General features: G+C 69.6%; 15 protein-coding genes. 5 read left to right on the top strand and 10 right to left on the bottom strand.

The genetic code is table 11. The annotated features are described in order from the left end of the window. Window positions 1-188: 188 nt before the first annotated feature. Window positions 189-857 (top strand): hypothetical protein, encoded by a 669-nt coding sequence (locus tag CP982_RS30760; RefSeq protein ID WP_150513438.1) that lies wholly within the window; start codon window positions 189-191, stop codon window positions 855-857. 206 nt (window positions 858-1063) lie between these two features. Here the strand turns inward: CP982_RS30760 and CP982_RS30755 are convergent, their stop codons facing one another. From CP982_RS30755 to CP982_RS30745, 3 genes are all read right to left on the bottom strand, one after another. Beyond that, a complete protein-coding gene (locus CP982_RS30755) occupies window positions 1064-1729 on the bottom strand; it encodes a hypothetical protein (protein ID WP_150513437.1) in 666 nt (221 codons plus the stop codon). Between the two features lie 77 nt (window positions 1730-1806). Continuing rightward, the gene (locus tag CP982_RS30750; RefSeq protein ID WP_144321323.1) at window positions 1807-2508 is read right to left on the bottom strand and encodes a ribonuclease HII; all 702 of its coding nucleotides are present in this window, start codon (window positions 2506-2508) and stop codon (window positions 1807-1809) included. A 244-nt stretch (window positions 2509-2752) separates the two neighbouring features. After that, window positions 2753-3367: a TetR/AcrR family transcriptional regulator gene (locus CP982_RS30745; RefSeq protein ID WP_150515784.1), complete on the bottom strand. Its 615-nt coding sequence runs from the start codon at window positions 3365-3367 to the stop codon at window positions 2753-2755. Between the two features lie 129 nt (window positions 3368-3496). On the opposite strand from CP982_RS30745, the gene CP982_RS30740 reads away from it, so the two are divergent. Continuing rightward, window positions 3497-5053 (top strand): MFS transporter, encoded by a 1557-nt coding sequence (locus CP982_RS30740; protein WP_150513436.1) that lies wholly within the window; start codon window positions 3497-3499, stop codon window positions 5051-5053. Window positions 5054-5232: 179 nt separating this feature from the next. On the opposite strand, the gene CP982_RS30735 is transcribed toward CP982_RS30740, so the two are convergent. The 3 genes from CP982_RS30735 to abc-f are packed head-to-tail and all read right to left on the bottom strand — an operon-like array spanning window position 5233 to window position 8455. Beyond that, complete coding sequence (locus CP982_RS30735; RefSeq protein ID WP_150513435.1) at window positions 5233-6138, bottom strand: ADP-ribosylglycohydrolase family protein; 906 nt, start codon at window positions 6136-6138, stop codon at window positions 5233-5235. Window positions 6139-6150: 12 nt separating this feature from the next. Continuing rightward, a complete protein-coding gene (locus tag CP982_RS30730) occupies window positions 6151-6810 on the bottom strand; it encodes a histidine phosphatase family protein (protein WP_150513434.1) in 660 nt (219 codons plus the stop codon). A 34-nt stretch (window positions 6811-6844) separates the two neighbouring features. Next, on the bottom strand, window positions 6845-8455 hold the full coding sequence (gene abc-f, locus CP982_RS30725) for a ribosomal protection-like ABC-F family protein (RefSeq protein ID WP_150513433.1): 1611 nt from the start codon (window positions 8453-8455) through the stop codon (window positions 6845-6847). Between the two features lie 520 nt (window positions 8456-8975). On the opposite strand from abc-f, the gene CP982_RS30720 reads away from it, so the two are divergent. Then, entirely contained in the window at window positions 8976-9539 is a 564-nt protein-coding gene (locus tag CP982_RS30720; protein ID WP_150513432.1) for a TetR/AcrR family transcriptional regulator, read from the top strand. A 103-nt stretch (window positions 9540-9642) separates the two neighbouring features. Here CP982_RS30720 and CP982_RS30715 read toward each other — a convergent pair whose 3' ends face one another. Then, window positions 9643-10248 (bottom strand): YdbC family protein, encoded by a 606-nt coding sequence (locus CP982_RS30715; RefSeq protein WP_150513431.1) that lies wholly within the window; start codon window positions 10246-10248, stop codon window positions 9643-9645. A gap of 33 nt (window positions 10249-10281) precedes the next feature. Beyond that, a complete protein-coding gene (locus tag CP982_RS30710) occupies window positions 10282-11103 on the bottom strand; it encodes an arylamine N-acetyltransferase family protein (protein WP_150513430.1) in 822 nt (273 codons plus the stop codon). A 119-nt stretch (window positions 11104-11222) separates the two neighbouring features. Between CP982_RS30710 and CP982_RS30705 the strand changes: the two genes are divergently transcribed. Beyond that, on the top strand, window positions 11223-11753 hold the full coding sequence (locus CP982_RS30705; protein ID WP_150513429.1) for a TerD family protein: 531 nt from the start codon (window positions 11223-11225) through the stop codon (window positions 11751-11753). A 62-nt stretch (window positions 11754-11815) separates the two neighbouring features. Here CP982_RS30705 and CP982_RS30700 read toward each other — a convergent pair whose 3' ends face one another. Both CP982_RS30700 and nrdR read right to left on the bottom strand, forming a co-directional pair. After that, window positions 11816-14710, bottom strand: a complete 2895-nt coding sequence (locus CP982_RS30700; RefSeq protein WP_150513428.1) for a vitamin B12-dependent ribonucleotide reductase — start codon at window positions 14708-14710, stop codon at window positions 11816-11818. Window positions 14711-14846: 136 nt separating this feature from the next. Continuing rightward, window positions 14847-15401 carry a transcriptional regulator NrdR gene (gene nrdR / locus CP982_RS30695; RefSeq protein ID WP_150513427.1) on the bottom strand — a complete coding sequence of 185 codons (555 nt, stop codon included), beginning with the start codon at window positions 15399-15401 and terminating at the stop codon, window positions 14847-14849. A gap of 514 nt (window positions 15402-15915) precedes the next feature. Here nrdR and lexA point away from each other — a divergent pair. Continuing rightward, entirely contained in the window at window positions 15916-16701 is a 786-nt protein-coding gene (gene lexA, locus CP982_RS30690) for a transcriptional repressor LexA (protein ID WP_030680474.1), read from the top strand. Window positions 16702-16777: the final 76 nt, after the last annotated feature.

Here is a 16777-nt window from a genome sequence, read left to right as displayed (position 1 = left end):
GGGATATGCAAGACGTATCAGCGGATACTGGTCAGCGGCTTCAATTGCTCGTTGCCGCAAGCCAGTACGACGGGAAGAATTGGTACCGCTCCCGCGCGGCTCCCCGTGGTCCGGTAGGGCTGTGTCGCGGTGCGCTCCCCCCAGTCCGACCCCGCCCTCCTTGGGGGCGTGTAGCCGAAGGGAGGACCGTGACCTTCGGATTCGCTCCGTCCGCTGCGGCGTCGACATCGGATTCCCTGGCTGCCGCCGCGATGCCCGACACCGGCCGGCAGCCGACCCGGATGCTCGAGCCCTCAGAGTGGTCAGCCGCCGAGATCCCCCTGCTCCGGAACCCGCGCGAGGTCGTGAGTGGGCTGCATGCCCGGCATCGGCCCACCCCGGCCACCGCGATCGTGGCCGTGCTCGATCCGGAGGAGCGGATCAGGGCCTCCGCCTCGTTCGCCCGGCGGGCGAGCGCGGTGGACGGATGGGTGTTCCGTAACGCGCTCCTCGCCCAGCTGCGCCGGGTCATCCCGCACGACCTGCGCCGCCGCACTCCCGTGCGCACGGCAGTACTGCTCTACTGCCGCGACGGGGAGGGACGTTGGACGCAGGAGGACGGAGCGTGGATGTGGGGGTTGCGGGACGCCTGCACGCTGCACGGCCTGCGGTGCGGGGCGTACATCACGCTGACGCGGGAGGGCTGGCAGGTCCTCGGCGAAGGCCGTGGGGGCCGTAGGCCGAGCGCCGGGTCACCGCCCGAGAGCTTCGCCGGGGCGGCGGGCGCCGGAGGGGCCGGAACCGCGGTGGGCGATCCGCGGCAGCCGCGGGCCGGAGGCGCGGCGTCCGAGATGTTACGGCGCGTGGCAGCGCGGTAGACCGCAGGAACGCCTGACGGCGCGGTGAGGTCATGGGTGTCCAGCCACACCGTGCCCTGGGCCGAGGGGAATGTTGTGCGCCCCCTGCGACAGGTACGCGTGAGCGCATCGTCACAGGGGCACGAACGAACGCGGCCCGGCGACCCCGGCTGTGGTGTCACCAGGCCGCGGCGCACTCACCGCGGCTCGTCCGCCGGGCGGGAGCGTCAGACGCTCGAGCCCAGCATGGCGTTGATGCGCTGCGGGTCGCCACAGACGATCAGCAGGGTGCCGGCCAGGCCGAGTGCCACGGGCAGGGCCGCGACCTCGGCTTCCTCGCTGCCGCCGTTCAGCGCGACGACGACCGCGGGGCGGGTCGTAGCGCGGGACAGTGCGGCGGCGTCGGCGTGGAAGACGTCGTCACCGGCGTCGTGCTGGGCCCAGTAGGCGTCTTCGCCGAAGGACAGCTCGTGCGCGGCCCACGGGTGCAGCTCGCCGGTGGTGACCACCAGGACCTCACCCGGGGCACGGCCCGAGTCCAGCAGCAGGTCGACGGCTTCCTCGGCGGCGTCGAGGGCGCCGTCGGCGGAGGCCGGGATCAACTGGATCTGCGGAACCGCGGCGGTTTCGGCCGAGGCTTCCGGGGCAGCCGGAGCAGCAGGCTCCGGCTTCACGGCCGGGGCCTGCGGCCCTGGCTTGACGGTCGGCTCGCGCGTCGTGCGCTGCGCGGGCGGCATCGGCCGCGCGGGGCCGGGACGGCCCGGGCGCGACGGAGCCGCGGGACGCGGACCGGGTACGGGGCGGGGGGTCGGCGCGGTGCGGCTGTTGGCCGAAGCGGCGCGGGGACCCTGGGCACTCTCGTGAATCTGAGGCTCCTCGGGAATGAGAGGCATGCGTTGTTGTCTATCAAACGCCGATGCGACACGCGTCGGCGGGTGGCACCTGAGTGCGACCGGAACTGCGGAAAACATCAGAAATCAAAGCCGAGCTGGCCCTGGATTTCCGGAACGTTTCCCTCCGCCCAGCTGCGGGCTTTCTTGAGGTGCCGCCACTGGGGCAACGCATCAAGATACGCCCACGAAAGCCGGTGGTACGGGGTGGGCCCCCGTTCCGCCAGCGCGGCCTTGTGCACCGGCGACGGATAACCGGCGTTGGCCGCAAAACCGAAGTCTGCATGTTCGATGCCCAGTTCGGCCATCATTTTGTCGCGCTGAACCTTGGCGATCACCGACGCCGCCGCGACGGCCACGCAGGACTGGTCGCCCTTGATGACCGTACGGACGCGCCACGGGGTTCCGAGGTAGTCGTGCTTCCCGTCGAGAATGACCGCGTCCGGCCGCACCGGCAGGGCTTCGAGAGCGCGGACCGCGGCGAGCCGCAGCGCCGCCGTCATGCCCATGTCGTCGATCTCCTCGGGCGAGGAGTGACCGAGCGCGTGTGCCGTGACCCAGCCGGTCAGCTCCTGGGCGAGCTCGGCCCGCCGCTTGGGACTGATCAACTTGGAGTCGGTGAGCCCCGCGGGTGGCCTGCGCAGGCCCGTGACCGCCGCACAGACGGTGACCGGGCCCGCCCACGCTCCGCGTCCGACCTCGTCGACACCGGCGACGATCTTCGCTCCGGTGGTGGCGCGCAAAGAGCGCTCGACGGTGTGGGTGGGTGCTTCGTACGGCATGGCGCCTGACAGCGTACGCCGCCGATGACCACTCGCGACACCCCGGTTCGTCCTGCCCCCGACAGGTTCGCGCCACGGCGTCCGCCCGTGCCATACGACCGCCCCGTTCCGGGCGGCTGCATTCCGCTTCCCTTCGCCCCACGAGTTCGCCCCGGCGGACCTGACGCCCCTCACAAGGAGCAACGCTTCCGCTGACGCGCTCGCCCTGCGTACGACGCGCCACCATCGCGCCCCGGGGAAGGCGCTACAGCCGAAGCAGAGGGATCATGACCTGGTCGATGAGGTCCGTGAATTCCTCGTCGGGCCATTCGCTACCGCACACCTTGGAGCGGTACATCATCATCGCCGGAATCACCTCGCAGGCGAACTGGTCCGTCGCTCCGGCACGAACCTCTCCGCGCTCGACTGCTCGGCGCATGACCTGCCGGATGAGCCCCACACTCGGCTCAATCACGCCCTCGACGATCACGCCGTGGAAGCGCTCGGAGGTTGCCGTGTCGCATTCGTGAAGGACTGCAAGCAGGGCGTAACCGGGGCGCGAGGTCATGGCCGCGCGCATCTGGCGGCACAGCTGCAGAAGGTCTTCCCGGACGCTGCCGCAGTCCGGCGCTTCGTCGAGCTTGGGCAGTCCGGCCTGCAGAGCGTGGATGACGAGGTCCTCCTTGGACGGCCAGCGACGGTACACCGCGGCTTTGCCCGTCTGGGCGCCCGCGGCCACACCTTCCATCGTGAGGCCGTTCCAGCCGACCGTACTGAGCTGCTCCAGCGCGGAATCGAGAATCGCGCGCTCCAGCACGGGCCCCCGGCGGCGCGAGGAGACCACCTGAGCGGAAGCGGCCTTCCAACGCGAAGTAGGCATCTGGATCTCTCCGTTGAGGGTTCGAGGTAGCCCCCCCAGTGAACGGTTGCGTTCACTCACCGGGGTTCACTACCGTGGGACGCGGCAGTGAACGGATGCGTTCACTAACGCACTTGCGGGGGTCTCATAGTGACAACCTCTCGGTTAGCGCAAGATCAAAAGCCAGGTGCCGCCCGCCGGGACGGACATCCCGGCGTCGCCCTCACCATCATCGCCGCCTGTCAACTCATGGTGGTCCTGGACGCGACGATTGTGAACATCGCGCTCCCGCACATCCAGGACGCGCTGGAGTTCTCGACGACGGACCTCACCTGGGTCGTCAGCGCGTACACCCTCACCTTCGGCAGACTGCTCCTGCTCGGTGGCCGCGCCGGTGACATCCTCGGCCGCCGCCGGGTCTTCATGGCCGGCATCCTGCTCTTCACACTCGCCTCACTCCTCGGTGGATTCGCCCAGGAGCCGTGGCAACTCCTTGCGGCACGGGCCCTGCAGGGCGTTGGTGGCGCGATCGCGTCGCCCACCTCGCTCGCGCTGATCACGACGACGTTCCCCGAAGGCCCGGCGCGGAACCGGGCGTTCGGCGTCTTCGCGGCCGTCTCCGCGGGCGGCGGCGCCATCGGCCTGCTGGCGGGCGGCATGCTCACCGAGTGGCTCGACTGGCGCTGGGTGCTGTTCGTGAACGTGCCCATCGGCGTCCTGATCGCCTTCCTGACCCCCCTCTACATCAGCGAGTCCGAGCGGCACCCGGGCCGCTTCGACCTCGTGGGCGCGCTGACCTCGACCGTCGGCATGGCCTCGTTGGTCTATGGCTTCATCAGGGCGTCCGAGGAGGGCTGGCGAGACGGCCTCACTCTCGGGTCGTTCGGGGCGGCGGTCGTGCTGCTCCTGGCGTTCGCCCTCATCGAGAGCCGTGCCAAGGAGCCGATCACTCCGCTCAGGATGTTCGCCGACCGCAACCGCTCGGGCACGTACGTGATCATGCTGAGCCTGGCCGCGGCGATGTTCGGCATGTTCTTTTTCATCGTGCTCTTCGTCCAGAACGTCCTGGACTACACGCCCATCCAGGCGGGCCTGGCCTTCTTGCCCGTCACGGCCGCGATCGTGGTCGGCGCGGGCCTGTCGCAGCGGCTGCTGCCGGTTCTCGGGCCCAAGCCCTTCATGGTGACGGGCTCGTCGATCGTCGCCCTCGGGCTCGGCTGGCAGACGTTCATCACCCCGGACAGTTCGTACCTCGGCGGGGTGCTCGGTCCGATGATGTTGTTCGGCTTCGGCATGGGTCTGAACTTCGTGACCTTGACGCTGACGGCGGTCTCCGGAGTCGCCGCACATGAGGCGGGCGCCGCGTCGGGTCTGCTCAACGCGACCCAGCAGGTGGGCGGTTCGCTCGGCCTCTCCATCCTGACCACGGTCTTCGGTACGGCGAGCCGGGACGAGGCCAAGGAACAGATCCCGGACTTCATGGCGAAGGCCTCACCGGAGCAGAAGGCGGCCTTCGCCAAGTCCGGAGAGCTTCCGGCGCCGTGGGGCCATGAAGTGCTGTCCAAGGGCATCTCGACGGCCTTCCTTCCGGCTGTCGGCATGGCCGTGCTCGCCCTGGTGATCGCCTTGGTGGTCGTCCGGGTCCGCAAGAGCGACCTGGAGGCCCTCGCGGGTACGGCGAGCGCCGCGGGTCCCTCCGGAGGCTGAGGTCGGCCGTGTGCGTGCCGGGACGTCCCCTACGACGAGGCGGACCTGGCACGCACGGGGACCATCAGTTCCACCGACGGCGCACCCGGAGAGCCCGCCGCCCTGTCTGCGGCCCCTTCCAGGCGGGGCATCCCGCCCCGGCCCGGGCAGACCCCCAGGGCGGGCAGTCGGGCTCGGTGTCAGTCGGCCTCGGTCGGCACCCACTCGGGCAGTGCCTCTGTCCGCTCCAGCCACAACGCAGGTGGCTTTCCCCCGGCAGCCGCGACGACTCCTCCGACGATGGCGCAAGTGGTGTCCATGTCGCCGCCCACGGCCACAGTGGCCCAGAACGCCCGCTCGTAGTCGTCCAGCGCACGGGCCGCCGACCACAGCGCGAAGGGCACGGTGTCATGGGCAGTCGTGCGGCGGCCACAGCCGAGGACGGCGGCGACCGTCCCCGCGTCGTCGTAGTCGAGCATGTCCCGCGCCCGCCGGAGCCCGGCGCCCACGGCGCTGCGGGGCACCAGGGCGATGACACCGTCGAGGAGCGCCTTGGAGGTCGGCGGCCCTGCCGGGTCGGCCGCCAGCGCGGCCGCGGCGGCGACCGCCATGGCCCCGACGACGGCCTCCCGGTGCTGGTGGGTCGTATAGGCCGAGATCTCCGCCTGGTGCGTGGCCTGCTCCGGGTCGGTGGCGTACCAGGATCCGAGCGGCGCGATCCGCATGGACGCGCCGTTGCCCCAGGAGCCCTGGCCCTTGAACAGGGCGGAGGCCAGCTCACGCCAGTCCCCGCCGCTCCGGACCTGTTCGAGGAGCTGGTTGACGGCCGGTCCGTATCCCCGGTCCGCGTTGTGGTGCTCGGCGAAGGAGCGGGCCAGCACGTCCTGGTCGATGCGGCCGTGCGTGGCGAGGACGGCGAGCACGGAGCACGCCATCTCGGTGTCGTCGGTCCAGGGCCAGGGGCCGTCCGGCAGCTCGCGCCGCTTGAGCAGTGGGTAGTGCGCGGGCGTGAAGAACTGAGAGCCCAGCGCGTCTCCCACGGCCAGGCCGCGCAGGCTCGCCAGGGCACGGTCCAGGCGCCGGTCGGGAGAGAGGTCAGCGGTCATCGCCTTGTCACTCTATCCGGTGATGCCGTACGGCTCCGGCTCCCGCCAGCGCTCGAACGGTCGGTCGAGTCTGTACTTGCCGTTCTCACCCAGCAGCAGCATCCGCGTCTCGCCGTTGCCCGGGTTGGACAGCGACTCGAAGTCGGCCACCGTCCAGTGGAACCAGCGCATGCAGAACAGGCGCATGGTCAGCCCGTGTGTGACGAGCAGGACGTTCGGCGGGTGGTCGGGAGCCTCGAAGCTGCGGTAGAGGCTCTCCAGGAAGGATCCGACCCGGTCATAGACATCGGCTCCCGACTCGCCCTGGGCGAAGCGGTAGAAGAAGTGCCCGTAGGCGTCGCGGTAGGCCTTCTGGAGCCGGACGTCGTCCCGGTCCTGCCAGTTCCCCCAGTCCTGTTCCCTCAGCCGCGGCTCCTCTCGGACACGCACCTGGTCCGGTTCGAGGTGGAAGGCCCGCAAGGTGTCGTGGGTGCGGCGGTACGGCGAGACGTACACGCTGACCCGCTCCTGGCCGAAGAGCTCCCGCAGCCCTTTCCCGGTCTCCTCCGCTTGGCGCCACCCCGTCTCGGTCAGGGCGAGCGCGTGGTCAGGCTCGCGCTCGTACACGGTGTCGTCGGCGTTTCCTGCCGACTCGCCGTGCCGGACGAGGACGATGCGCCGCGGTCGTGCCATGGGTCGACCCTAGATCGGCCGCTGCGGGCATGGGTCAGCCGGGTAGCCGACCGGACTCCATCCGGCGTATTCGGCCGGTGAAGCGGCGGCGGAGGAGTCGGTCGTGCGAGACGACCACCAGGGCACCGGCCCACTGGTCCAGGGCCTGCTCCAGCTCCTCCACCAGGGTGAGGGCCAGGTGATTGGCCGGCTCGTCGAGTAGCAGCAGGTCGGCGGGGCGGGCGAGCAGCCGAGCGAGCGCGAGCCGGCGGCGCTGCCCGGCCGACAGCGAGCCCACGGGGACGTGGAGGTCGCGGGACCGGAACAGGCCGTAGGAGAGGAGTAGTTCGGCCTGCTCCTCCTCGGCGAGCGGTAGGCCTTTGCCGAAGGTCTCGAGCACTCGCTCGGCGGGGCGGCGCACCGGGATTTCCTGGGCGAGATAGCCGATGCGGCCACGGCGGACGACCGTGCCCTCGTCGGGTTCGAGTACGCCCGCCATGGTGCGCAGGAGTGTGGACTTCCCGGCGCCGTTGCCCCCGTGGACGAGGAGGCGCTCGCCCGCGGAGACCGTGAGCTCCGGCACCTGGAGGCGGTCTCCGACCCGCACGTCCCGGAGCGTCACCAGGGGTCCTTCGACTGCTCCTGCCGTGGGGCGCGCGGTGAACCGCAACGGCTCCGGCGGCTTGGGCACGGGGTGCTCGTGCAGGCGGCGAAGCCGCTCCTGGGCGTTGCGGACACGGCCTGCGATGGATGCCTGCACCCGGCCTCCGGCCCGGTCGTACGCCATCTTGTTGTTGTCCTTCATGGCGCGGCCTCCGGCCACGGCGTGCGCTGTGGTCGCTGTGAACTCCTCAAGGTGCCGCGCTTCCTCGCGCCACTCGGCGTAGGCCTGCTCCCAGCGCCGTCGGGCGGCCGCGCGCTCGGCGAGCAGCCCCCGATAGCCGTCTCCGTAGCGCACGACGGTGTGGCGGGCCTCGTCCACTTCCAGGATCGCGGTGGCGACACGCTCCAGGAACGTGCGGTCGTGCGAGACCGCGACGACCGTGCCCCGGTGCGCGAGCAGAGCGGCCTCCAGCCAGCCCAACGCGCTTTCGTCGAGGTGGTTGGTGGGCTCGTCGAGGAACATCACCTCAGGTGCTGCCGCGATCAAGCAGGCCAGTCCGAGCCTCGCCTGCTCACCTCCGGAGAGGCTGCCCAGTCGACGGTCGCGGTCGATGTGAGCGAGCCCGAGTCCGTGCATGGCCTTGTCGACGCGCGCGTCGGCCTCATAGCCACCGCGCAACTCGAAGGCGGTGAGCAGGTCGCCGTACTCCTCCAGCGCCGTGCCGGATGCCGCTTCCAGGTCCGCTTCGAGGTCGCGCAGGCGTCGCTCCATGGAGCGCAGGTCGGCCAGAGCGGCGTCGATCGCGTCGCCGACGCTGTGATCGGCGGGCAGCTGGGGTGTCTGCGCCAGGAGTCCGGCGCCGCCCTCGGCGACCGTCAACGCCTCACCGTCGTCGGGGTGCGTGCTCCCCGCGAGGAGATGCAGGAGCGTGGACTTGCCCGCGCCGTTCTCCCCGACGATTCCCACGCGCTCCCCCGGGCGCACGGTGAAGGAGACATCGTCGAACAGCAGACGGTCCCCCCTGGACTTGGTCACGCCGCGTACTGAGATCTGAGTAGGCATGGACATCCCCCGCTTCCGCACAATCCGCATCCACCCACCGACAAGCAAACGCAACGCTCGTCGCATTACGATGAGTGTGGCACAGCCATCGCGCTAATGCAACAGAAGTAGCAATTGAGGGCGTACTCATGATCCGCACAGAGGGAGAGCGATGACAGGCGAGGGCGTTCCTGCTGGTCAGGGCCACAAGGGCAGCCGCACGAGCAGGTCCGGACGGGTCGGCGCGATCGATCGATCCGCAGCGGCCGCTGACCCCGGCACGAGCGGGAGACCCGACACGGGCGAGGAGTTCGGCACGAGCGGGGCGTCCGGCCAAGCCGGTGCCGCCAGGGGAGCGACACGCGCCGCCACCACTCCGCGCAGAGAGCGGCCCCCAAGCCGGACCCAGGCAGACGACACCGCTTCCGCCCCCGAGCGGACCGACACCGAGGCCGTTGAAGCCGCCTCACCCCCCGCAGCCCGACGTCCCGCCCCTGGCACCAGCCGCCCCGGCGGACGCACCGCTCGTACCCGTGCCGCAGTGCGCGACGCGGTGCTGAGCGGCCTGGGCGACCACGGGTACCCAGGCCTCACCATCGAGTACGTGGCGGAGCACTCCGGCGTCCACAAGACGACGCTCTACCGCCGGTGGGGCGGCTTGGAGGGGCTGGTGGCCGACGCCCTGGACATGGCGGGCGAGGACACCTGGACGCCACCGGACACCGGCACTCTGGAGGGCGACCTGCGCGCACTCGCCCGCGAGGTCGTGGACGCGTTCGACGACCCGACGAAGGCGGCCGCGCCGACCGCGTTCATCGCCGCGGCCTTTCAGTCCCCCCGCGCGGCCGATGCCCTGTGCGCGTTCTACACCGAGCGGTTCACGCGCTGCGAGGCCGTGATCGCGCGGGCGGTGGCGCGCGGTGAGGCAGCAGCGGACACCGACGCGGCGGCGCTCGTCCGGGCCGTGTCTGCGCCGCTCATGCTGCGCCTGTTCGTCACGCGGGAGCCCATCGACACCGCGCTCGCCGATCAGTCGGCAGCCGCCGCGTTGGCCGCCACGCGCGCGGGGGCGTTCGACCGGCCCAGCACCCCGAAGAACCGCTGACGCCCTGGCCGCGCCCCACGCGGGGGGGGGCGTCGGGAACTGGCGCCGTGGCCGGAGAGCTACGCCCCCCGAGGGCCGGCGCACGCCCCGCAAGACCCTGCGATCACACCGTCCAGGACGGCTCCAGCTCCACGACATCACCCGCGAGGGCCGCGACATCAGCCTCCGTCTGCGCGCGCAGCGAGAGCCGTTCCACCCGCTCCGCGCGGTACTTGCCGTGCTCGGCGGCGGACTGCCACATCGACAGGACCAGGAATTCGTGTCCCGGAGCTTCACCGAAGAGCCCCCGGACCATGCCCGGCGAACCGGCCATCGCCGGGTTCCAGACCTTCTCCTGCATCAGCGCGAAGTGCTCGACCCGCTCCTCATGGACACGGCAGTGCGCCACACGCACCACGTCGGCGTCCGTGAAGCGCGGCTCGAAACCCGTCTTCACGTCGAAGCGATGGTCGAAGAGCTTGACCTGGATGTCCCTGTAGGTGCCCACTTGCGCCGCCGCGAGCCGGTCGTGCGAGCGCGCCATGAAGGAGTCGTAGAAGGCCCGGCTCTCCCAGAACGCGAAGGTGTGCGCCACGTTCGGCCGACCACGACTCCATCCCCCGCCCTGTCCCCGGAAACCCGGCTCCCCCAGAAGCCCCGCCCACTTTCGCTGCGCCCGCTCGAATCCCCGGCGGTCCACGACGGTGCAGCGAATCCACTTGACCAGCACCGCGCCATCGTACGGTGCGGCGCGTGGCGCGGGTCACGCTCCCGGGTAGTGCCCCCGGATCAGGTCAGCGAGCTCCTTGTCACTGAGCTCGATACCGAACTCGCGCGCGAGGACGTCCCCCAACTCGCCTCCGGTTACGCCTCGTTTCTCCAGTTCTCCATCGGGTGCCGTGACGGTCAGCTCCGTACCGGCCAGCCGAAGCCGCATCTCCGGAGTGGCCTTTTGCAGGATGGGGCGGCGGACGAAGGGGGACTTGGGGTGGGTGGATATGTAGTGGTTCATGACGGCGTAGTCGACAGGAAGGCAAGGAGTCGACGTGTAGGAGTAGAGGTCGAACCAGCCGTCGGGGTGCTCGGTCCGCAGCACCGTCACTCCGTCCGGCTCGCTCTTCAGGCCGAACCGCCACGCTCCTTGGCGCTCCTCGACCCCATCGCGCATCAGGAGGGGTTCGAGCAGCCCTTCGCCGCCGAAACCGACGTCACAGTGCCACTGCTCGCCGTCCGCCTCGACCTTCAGGAGCATGTGCGTCACCGGGCGCACGGACGACGATCCCGCCCTGGTGCGGGCACCGAGTCCCGTCACGGAGAAGCCGAAACGTTCCAGCGCCGCGGCGAACAACAGGTTCTGCTCGTAGCAGTAGCCGCCGCGCCGACGGCGCACCATCTTGTCCTGAAGGGCGGCCACCTCCAGCAGAACCGGACGGCCGAGCATGATCTCGAGGTTCTCGAAAGGGATGGCCGTCACATGCGCGCGGTGCAGTGCGCGCAGCGTCGCCAGGTCCGGCTTGGTCTCCCCCTTGTAGGCGATCCTGGCCAGATAGGCCTCGACGTCCAGTTCCTTCTCGTTCCATGTCACGGAACAATGATCACCACGGGGGCATCCGATGCAAAGCCAAGAGTCATGACGCCGATGTCAGTGGGAAGCCTTAGCGTGTCCGTAGCACTGGCAACCGGCTGACGGTGAGGGGGAGTTCGGTGAGCAACATCAGGAAAGGGCTCAAGAAGGTCGAGGTCGGCCTGAGATGGGACCCGAGCCCTCTCGGCTCGTCGCCCCACGACCTGGACATCGTGGCCGCGACGTACACCTCCGATGACCCCTACGGCAGCCCCGCCTACCTCGTGCACTTCGACAGCCGCTCCCCGGACGGCACGATCACGCTCAGCAGGGACAGCAAGACCGGCCAGGGTTTCGGCTATGACGAGGTCATGGTCCTGGAGCTGGAGCGGCTCGCCGAGAGGTACGTGCGCGTGGTGGTCGGCGTGGCCATCCAGCAGCCTCCGGAGGGCAGGGCCTTCGGGGACATAGTGAATGCCTCGGTCCGGATCCGCGAGGGGTACACGGACCTCGTCGAGCACGACTTCGCGGAAGTGGCCGGTTCCACCGCCTCCGTGGTCGCCGAGTTCACCCGGGACCAGCCGGGCGGCCCCTGGGCGTTCCGCGAGCTGCTCCACGGCTTCGACACCGACCTGGCGTCCTTCACGTCCGCCATGGGCGGCGTCCGCTGAGAACGCGATGAGGGGCGGCGGACCCGAAGGCCCGCCGCCCCTCATCTCACGGCGTCATGCGGTCAGCTGCAACCGCTGGTGGAGCCGCAGCCCTCGCAGATGTAGCACGAGCCTGCGCGCTGCATCTTCGTACCGCAGGAGAAGCACAGCGGCGCGTCGGCCTGGATGCCCAGCTGCATCTCGACGAGCTCGGCGCTGGTGTGCGCCTGCTGCTGCGGGGCCGGCGCCTCGGCCTTCGCCACCGGGGCGACGACGGCCTTCAGGGTCTCCGTCTGGCGCGGGGCGGACTGGGCCAGGCCCTCCACGTCCACGTCCTCGTCGGTCGGCTCGTACGAACCGGTCTCCAGGTGACGCTGACGCTCCTCGGCGGAGTGGATGCCGAGCGCGGAGCGGGTCTCGAAGGGCAGGAAGTCCAGCGCCAGGCGGCGGAAGATGTAGTCGACGATCGACTGCGCCATCCGCACGTCCGGGTCGTCCGTCATGCCGGCCGGCTCGAAGCGCATGTTCGTGAACTTGGAGACGTACGTCTCCAGGGGCACGCCGTACTGCAGACCGACGGAGACCGCGATGGAGAAGGCGTCCATCATGCCCGCGAGGGTCGAGCCCTGCTTGGACATCTTCAGGAAGACCTCACCGAGACCGTCGTCCGGGTACGAGTTCGCGGTCATGTAGCCCTCGGCGCCGCCCACCGTGAAGGAGGTGGTGATTCCGGGACGGCCCTTGGGCAGACGCTTGCGGACCGGACGGTACTCGACGACCTTCTCGACGGCCTCGCGGATCGTCGCCTCGGCCTTCTCCGTGACCTCGGCCTTCTCCTCCTCCTTCTTCTTGGCGGAGAGCGGCTGGCCGACCTTGCAGTTGTCGCGGTAGATGGCGAGCGCCTTGACGCCCATCTTCCAGGCCTCGAAGTAGACCTCTTCGACGTCCTCGACGGTCGCCGTCTCCGGCAGGTTGACCGTCTTGGAGAGCGCGCCGGAGATCCACGGCTGGATGGCCGCCATCATGCGGACGTGGCCCATCGCGGAGATGGAGCGCTCGCCCATGGCGCAGTCGAAGACCTCGTAGTGCTCGTGCTTGAGGCCCGGGGCGTCGATCACATTGCCGTTCTCGGCGATGTGGGCGACGATCGCCTCGATCTGCTCCTCCTGGTAGCCCAGGCGGCGCAGGGCCTGCGGCACGGTGCCGTTGACGATCTGCATCGAGCCGCCGCCGACGAGCTTCTTGAACTTGACCAGGGCCAGGTCCGGCTCGAGACCGGTGGTGTCGCAGGACATCGCGAGACCGATGGTGCCGGTCGGGGCGATCACCGAGGCCTGGGAGTTACGGAAACCGTTCTTCTCACCGAGGCGCAGGACGTCCTGCCAGGCCTCCGTGGCAGCGGCCCAGATCGGGGTGTCCAGGTCGTCGATGCGGACGGCCGTGGTGTTGGCGTCGGCGTGCTGCTTCATGACGCGCTGGTGCGGCTCGGCGTTGCGGGCGTAGCCGTCGTAGGCGCCGACGACCGCGGCGAGCTCGGCGGAGCGCTTGTACGAGGTGCCGGTCATCAGCGACGTGATGGCACCGGCGAGGGCGCGGCCGCCGTCGGAGTCGTACGCGTGGCCGGTGGCCATCAGCAGGGCGCCGAGGTTGGCGTAGCCGATGCCGAGCTGGCGGAAGGCGCGAGTGTTCTCGCCGATCTTCTGCGTCGGGAAGTCGGCGAAGCAGATGGAGATGTCCATCGCCGTGATGACCAGCTCGACGACCTTGGCGAAGCGCTCGGACTCGAAGGACTGGTTGCCCTTGCCGTCGTCCTTGAGGAACTTCATCAGGTTCAGCGAGGCAAGGTTGCAGGACGTGTTGTCCAGGTGCATGTACTCGCTGCACGGGTTCGAGCCGTTGATGCGGCCGGACTCCGGGCAGGTGTGCCAGGCGTTGATCGTGTCGTCGTACTGGATGCCCGGGTCGGCGCAGGCCCAGGCCGCCTCGGCCATCTTGCGGAAGAGGGACTTGGCGTCGACCTCTTCGATGACGTCGCCGGTCATGCGGGCGCGCAGGCCGAACTTGCCGCCGGACTCCACGGCCTTCATGAACTCGTCGTTCACACGGACCGAGTTGTTGGCGTTCTGGTACTGGACGGACGTGATGTCGTCGCCGCCCAGGTCCATGTCGAAGCCCGCGTCGCGCAGCGCGCGGATCTTCTCCTCTTCCTTGACCTTGGTCTCGATGAAGCCCTCGATGTCGGGGTGGTCGACGTCGAGGATGACCATCTTGGCCGCGCGGCGGGTGGCGCCGCCCGACTTGATCGTTCCTGCGGAGGCGTCGGCACCCCGCATGAAGGAGACCGGCCCCGAGGCGTTGCCTCCGGAGGACAGCAGTTCCTTGGAGGAACGGATGCGGGAGAGGTTCAGGCCGGCACCGGAGCCGCCCTTGAAGATCATGCCCTCTTCCTTGTACCAGTCGAGGATCGACTCCATGGAGTCGTCGACGGACAGGATGAAGCAGGCGGAGACCTGCTGCGGCTGGGGCGTGCCGACGTTGAACCACACCGGCGAGTTGAAGCTGAAGATCTGGTGCAGGAGGGCGTACGCCAGCTCGTGCTCGAAGATCTCGGCGTCCGCGGGGGAGGCGAAGTACTTGTAGTCCTCGCCGGCCTTCCGGTACGTCTTCACGATGCGGTCGATGAGCTGCTTGAGGCTGACCTCGCGCTGCGGGGTGCCGACCGCGCCCCGGAAGTACTTGCTCGTGACGATGTTGACCGCGTTCACCGACCAGAAGTCGGGGAACTCGACGCCACGCTGCTCGAAGTTGACCGAACCGTCGCGCCAGTTGGTCATGACGACGTCACGGCGCTCCCAGGCCACCTCGTCGTACGGGTGCACGCCGGGGGTCGTGTGGATGCGCTCGATACGCAGGCCCTTGCCGCCCTTGGCTCCCTTGGCGCGGGAACCTCGTGCGGGGCCGCTCGTCGTCTCGGTCATGCCGCCTCCCTGTATCAGGCTAAAACGCCCAGAAGTGCCGCGTTCTTCCCGCAGCACGGTGTGTGTCTTGCGTCGCGAGTGCCCCTCGGGCGCCTCGTGACAGGTCTGGTTCGCCGCCGAACCGTCGGCCCGACGGTCAGTCGGCGGCAGTGGCAGGCTGCGGGACTTCTGCAGTCCCTCCGGGCCCGCGGCCGGTCGCGGCACGCTCCGCGTCGGAGCCGTCCGGCGCGCGGTCACCCCGTTCCTCGCACCGCTCCCTCAGCTCCACGATCGCGGCCTCGAAGTCCTCGAGCGAGTCGAACGCCCGGTACACGGACGCGAAGCGCAGATAGGCGACGAGGTCGAGCTCCTGCAGCGGACCGAGTATGGCGAGGCCCACGTCATGAGTGGTCAGTTCGGCGCTGCCCGTGGCCCGCACCGCTTCCTCGACCCGCTGGCCCAGCTGAGCCAGCGCGTCCTCCGTCACCGGTCGCCCCTGGCATGCCTTGCGGACGCCATTGATGACCTTGGTGCGGCTGAAGGGTTCGGTCACGCCGCTGCGCTTGACCACCATCAGTGAGCACGTCTCCACCGTCGTGAAACGGCGCGAGCAGTCCGGGCACTGACGGCGCCTGCGGATCGACGTGCCGTCATCGGTGGTGCGGCTGTCGACTACGCGGCTGTCGGGGTGCCTGCAGAAGGGGCAGTGCATGGAACTCCAACCCTCCTTCACGGCACGACTCACAAGCCTCTGTGGACCCTTGAGGCCCTCGAAGCAGCCCCAAGCATAGGCGATGCCAGACCCTTCGAAGGACCGGGGACCACAACTTCTGGGCTGCGGTCGCAATCCAACCACTAGATCTGGGGTTTGCCGTAAATTTCGACGCCGTCGCGTGTCGCGCCGGTCGCCCCCGCGCGCCGCGCCGTCCACCCCTTGCGCGCCCTGGGCCCGGCCACACCAACGCCACCCGAGAGAGGCCGGTGCGGGGTTGACGCGGCCGCGGATGGCACTATGAGAGCCTCACTCGCGAGGGTTACGACCCCGGCGGTGAAGCGTACCGTAATGAACCGAAATGCCTCTCGGCTCGATCGTTAGCCATACACCTGGACACATGATCACGGCAGGCAATCTGCGATTTTTCACTCGAACGTGTGTTTGGCGCAACCTTTCGAAAGCAACTACCGTTGGCTAACTAGGGAGAACATCTCGAGAGGGGCCGACCGACGTGACCACCACCGCAGACAGCGCCACTATCAGTGCCCAGGACCGCTCCCGGAGCCGATTCGAGCCGGTGCATGCCATGAATGACGCAGCCACGAACCAGGAGGGGCCCAAGCCCACTCGCTCCCTGCCGGGCCGACCTCCAGGAATCCGCGCCGACAGCTCCGGCCTCACGGACCGCCAGCGCCGGGTGATCGAGGTCATCCGGGACTCGGTGCAGCGGCGCGGCTACCCGCCGTCGATGCGGGAGATCGGGCAGGCGGTCGGCCTCTCCAGCACCTCCTCGGTGGCACACCAGCTGATGGCTCTCGAGCGCAAGGGATTCCTGCGCCGCGACCCGCACCGCCCGCGCGCGTACGAGGTCCGCGGCTCGGACCAGCCGAGCACCCAGGCCACCGACACGACCGGCAAGCCCGCCGCCTCGTACGTCCCCCTCGTCGGCCGCATCGCCGCGGGTGGCCCCATCCTCGCCGAGGAGTCCGTCGAGGATGTGTTCCCCCTCCCTCGCCAGCTCGTCGGCGACGGTGAGCTGTTCGTCCTGAAGGTCGTCGGTGACTCCATGATCGAGGCCGCGATCTGTGACGGCGACTGGGTGACGGTCCGCCGCCAGCCCGTCGCGGAGAACGGCGATATCGTCGCCGCGATGCTCGACGGCGAGGCCACGGTCAAGCGCTTCAAGCGCGAGGACGGCCACGTCTGGCTGCTGCCCCACAACGCCGCGTACCAGCCGATCCCCGGCGACGAGGCGACGATCCTCGGCAAGGTGGTGGCGGTCCTGCGCCGGGTGTGAGCCTGTGCCCCCGACCGGGCCCCGGAACCCACTGCGCCGGTTCCGGGGCCCTGCTCTGTGCCCTGGCACCTCGCGG

The sequence above is a fragment of the Streptomyces spectabilis genome, from assembly GCF_008704795.1.
In the GTDB taxonomy this organism is placed as follows: domain Bacteria; phylum Actinomycetota; class Actinomycetes; order Streptomycetales; family Streptomycetaceae; genus Streptomyces; species Streptomyces spectabilis.
Note: the sequence above shows the minus strand (reverse complement) of the source record. Positions and strands in the feature narration are given on the sequence as shown.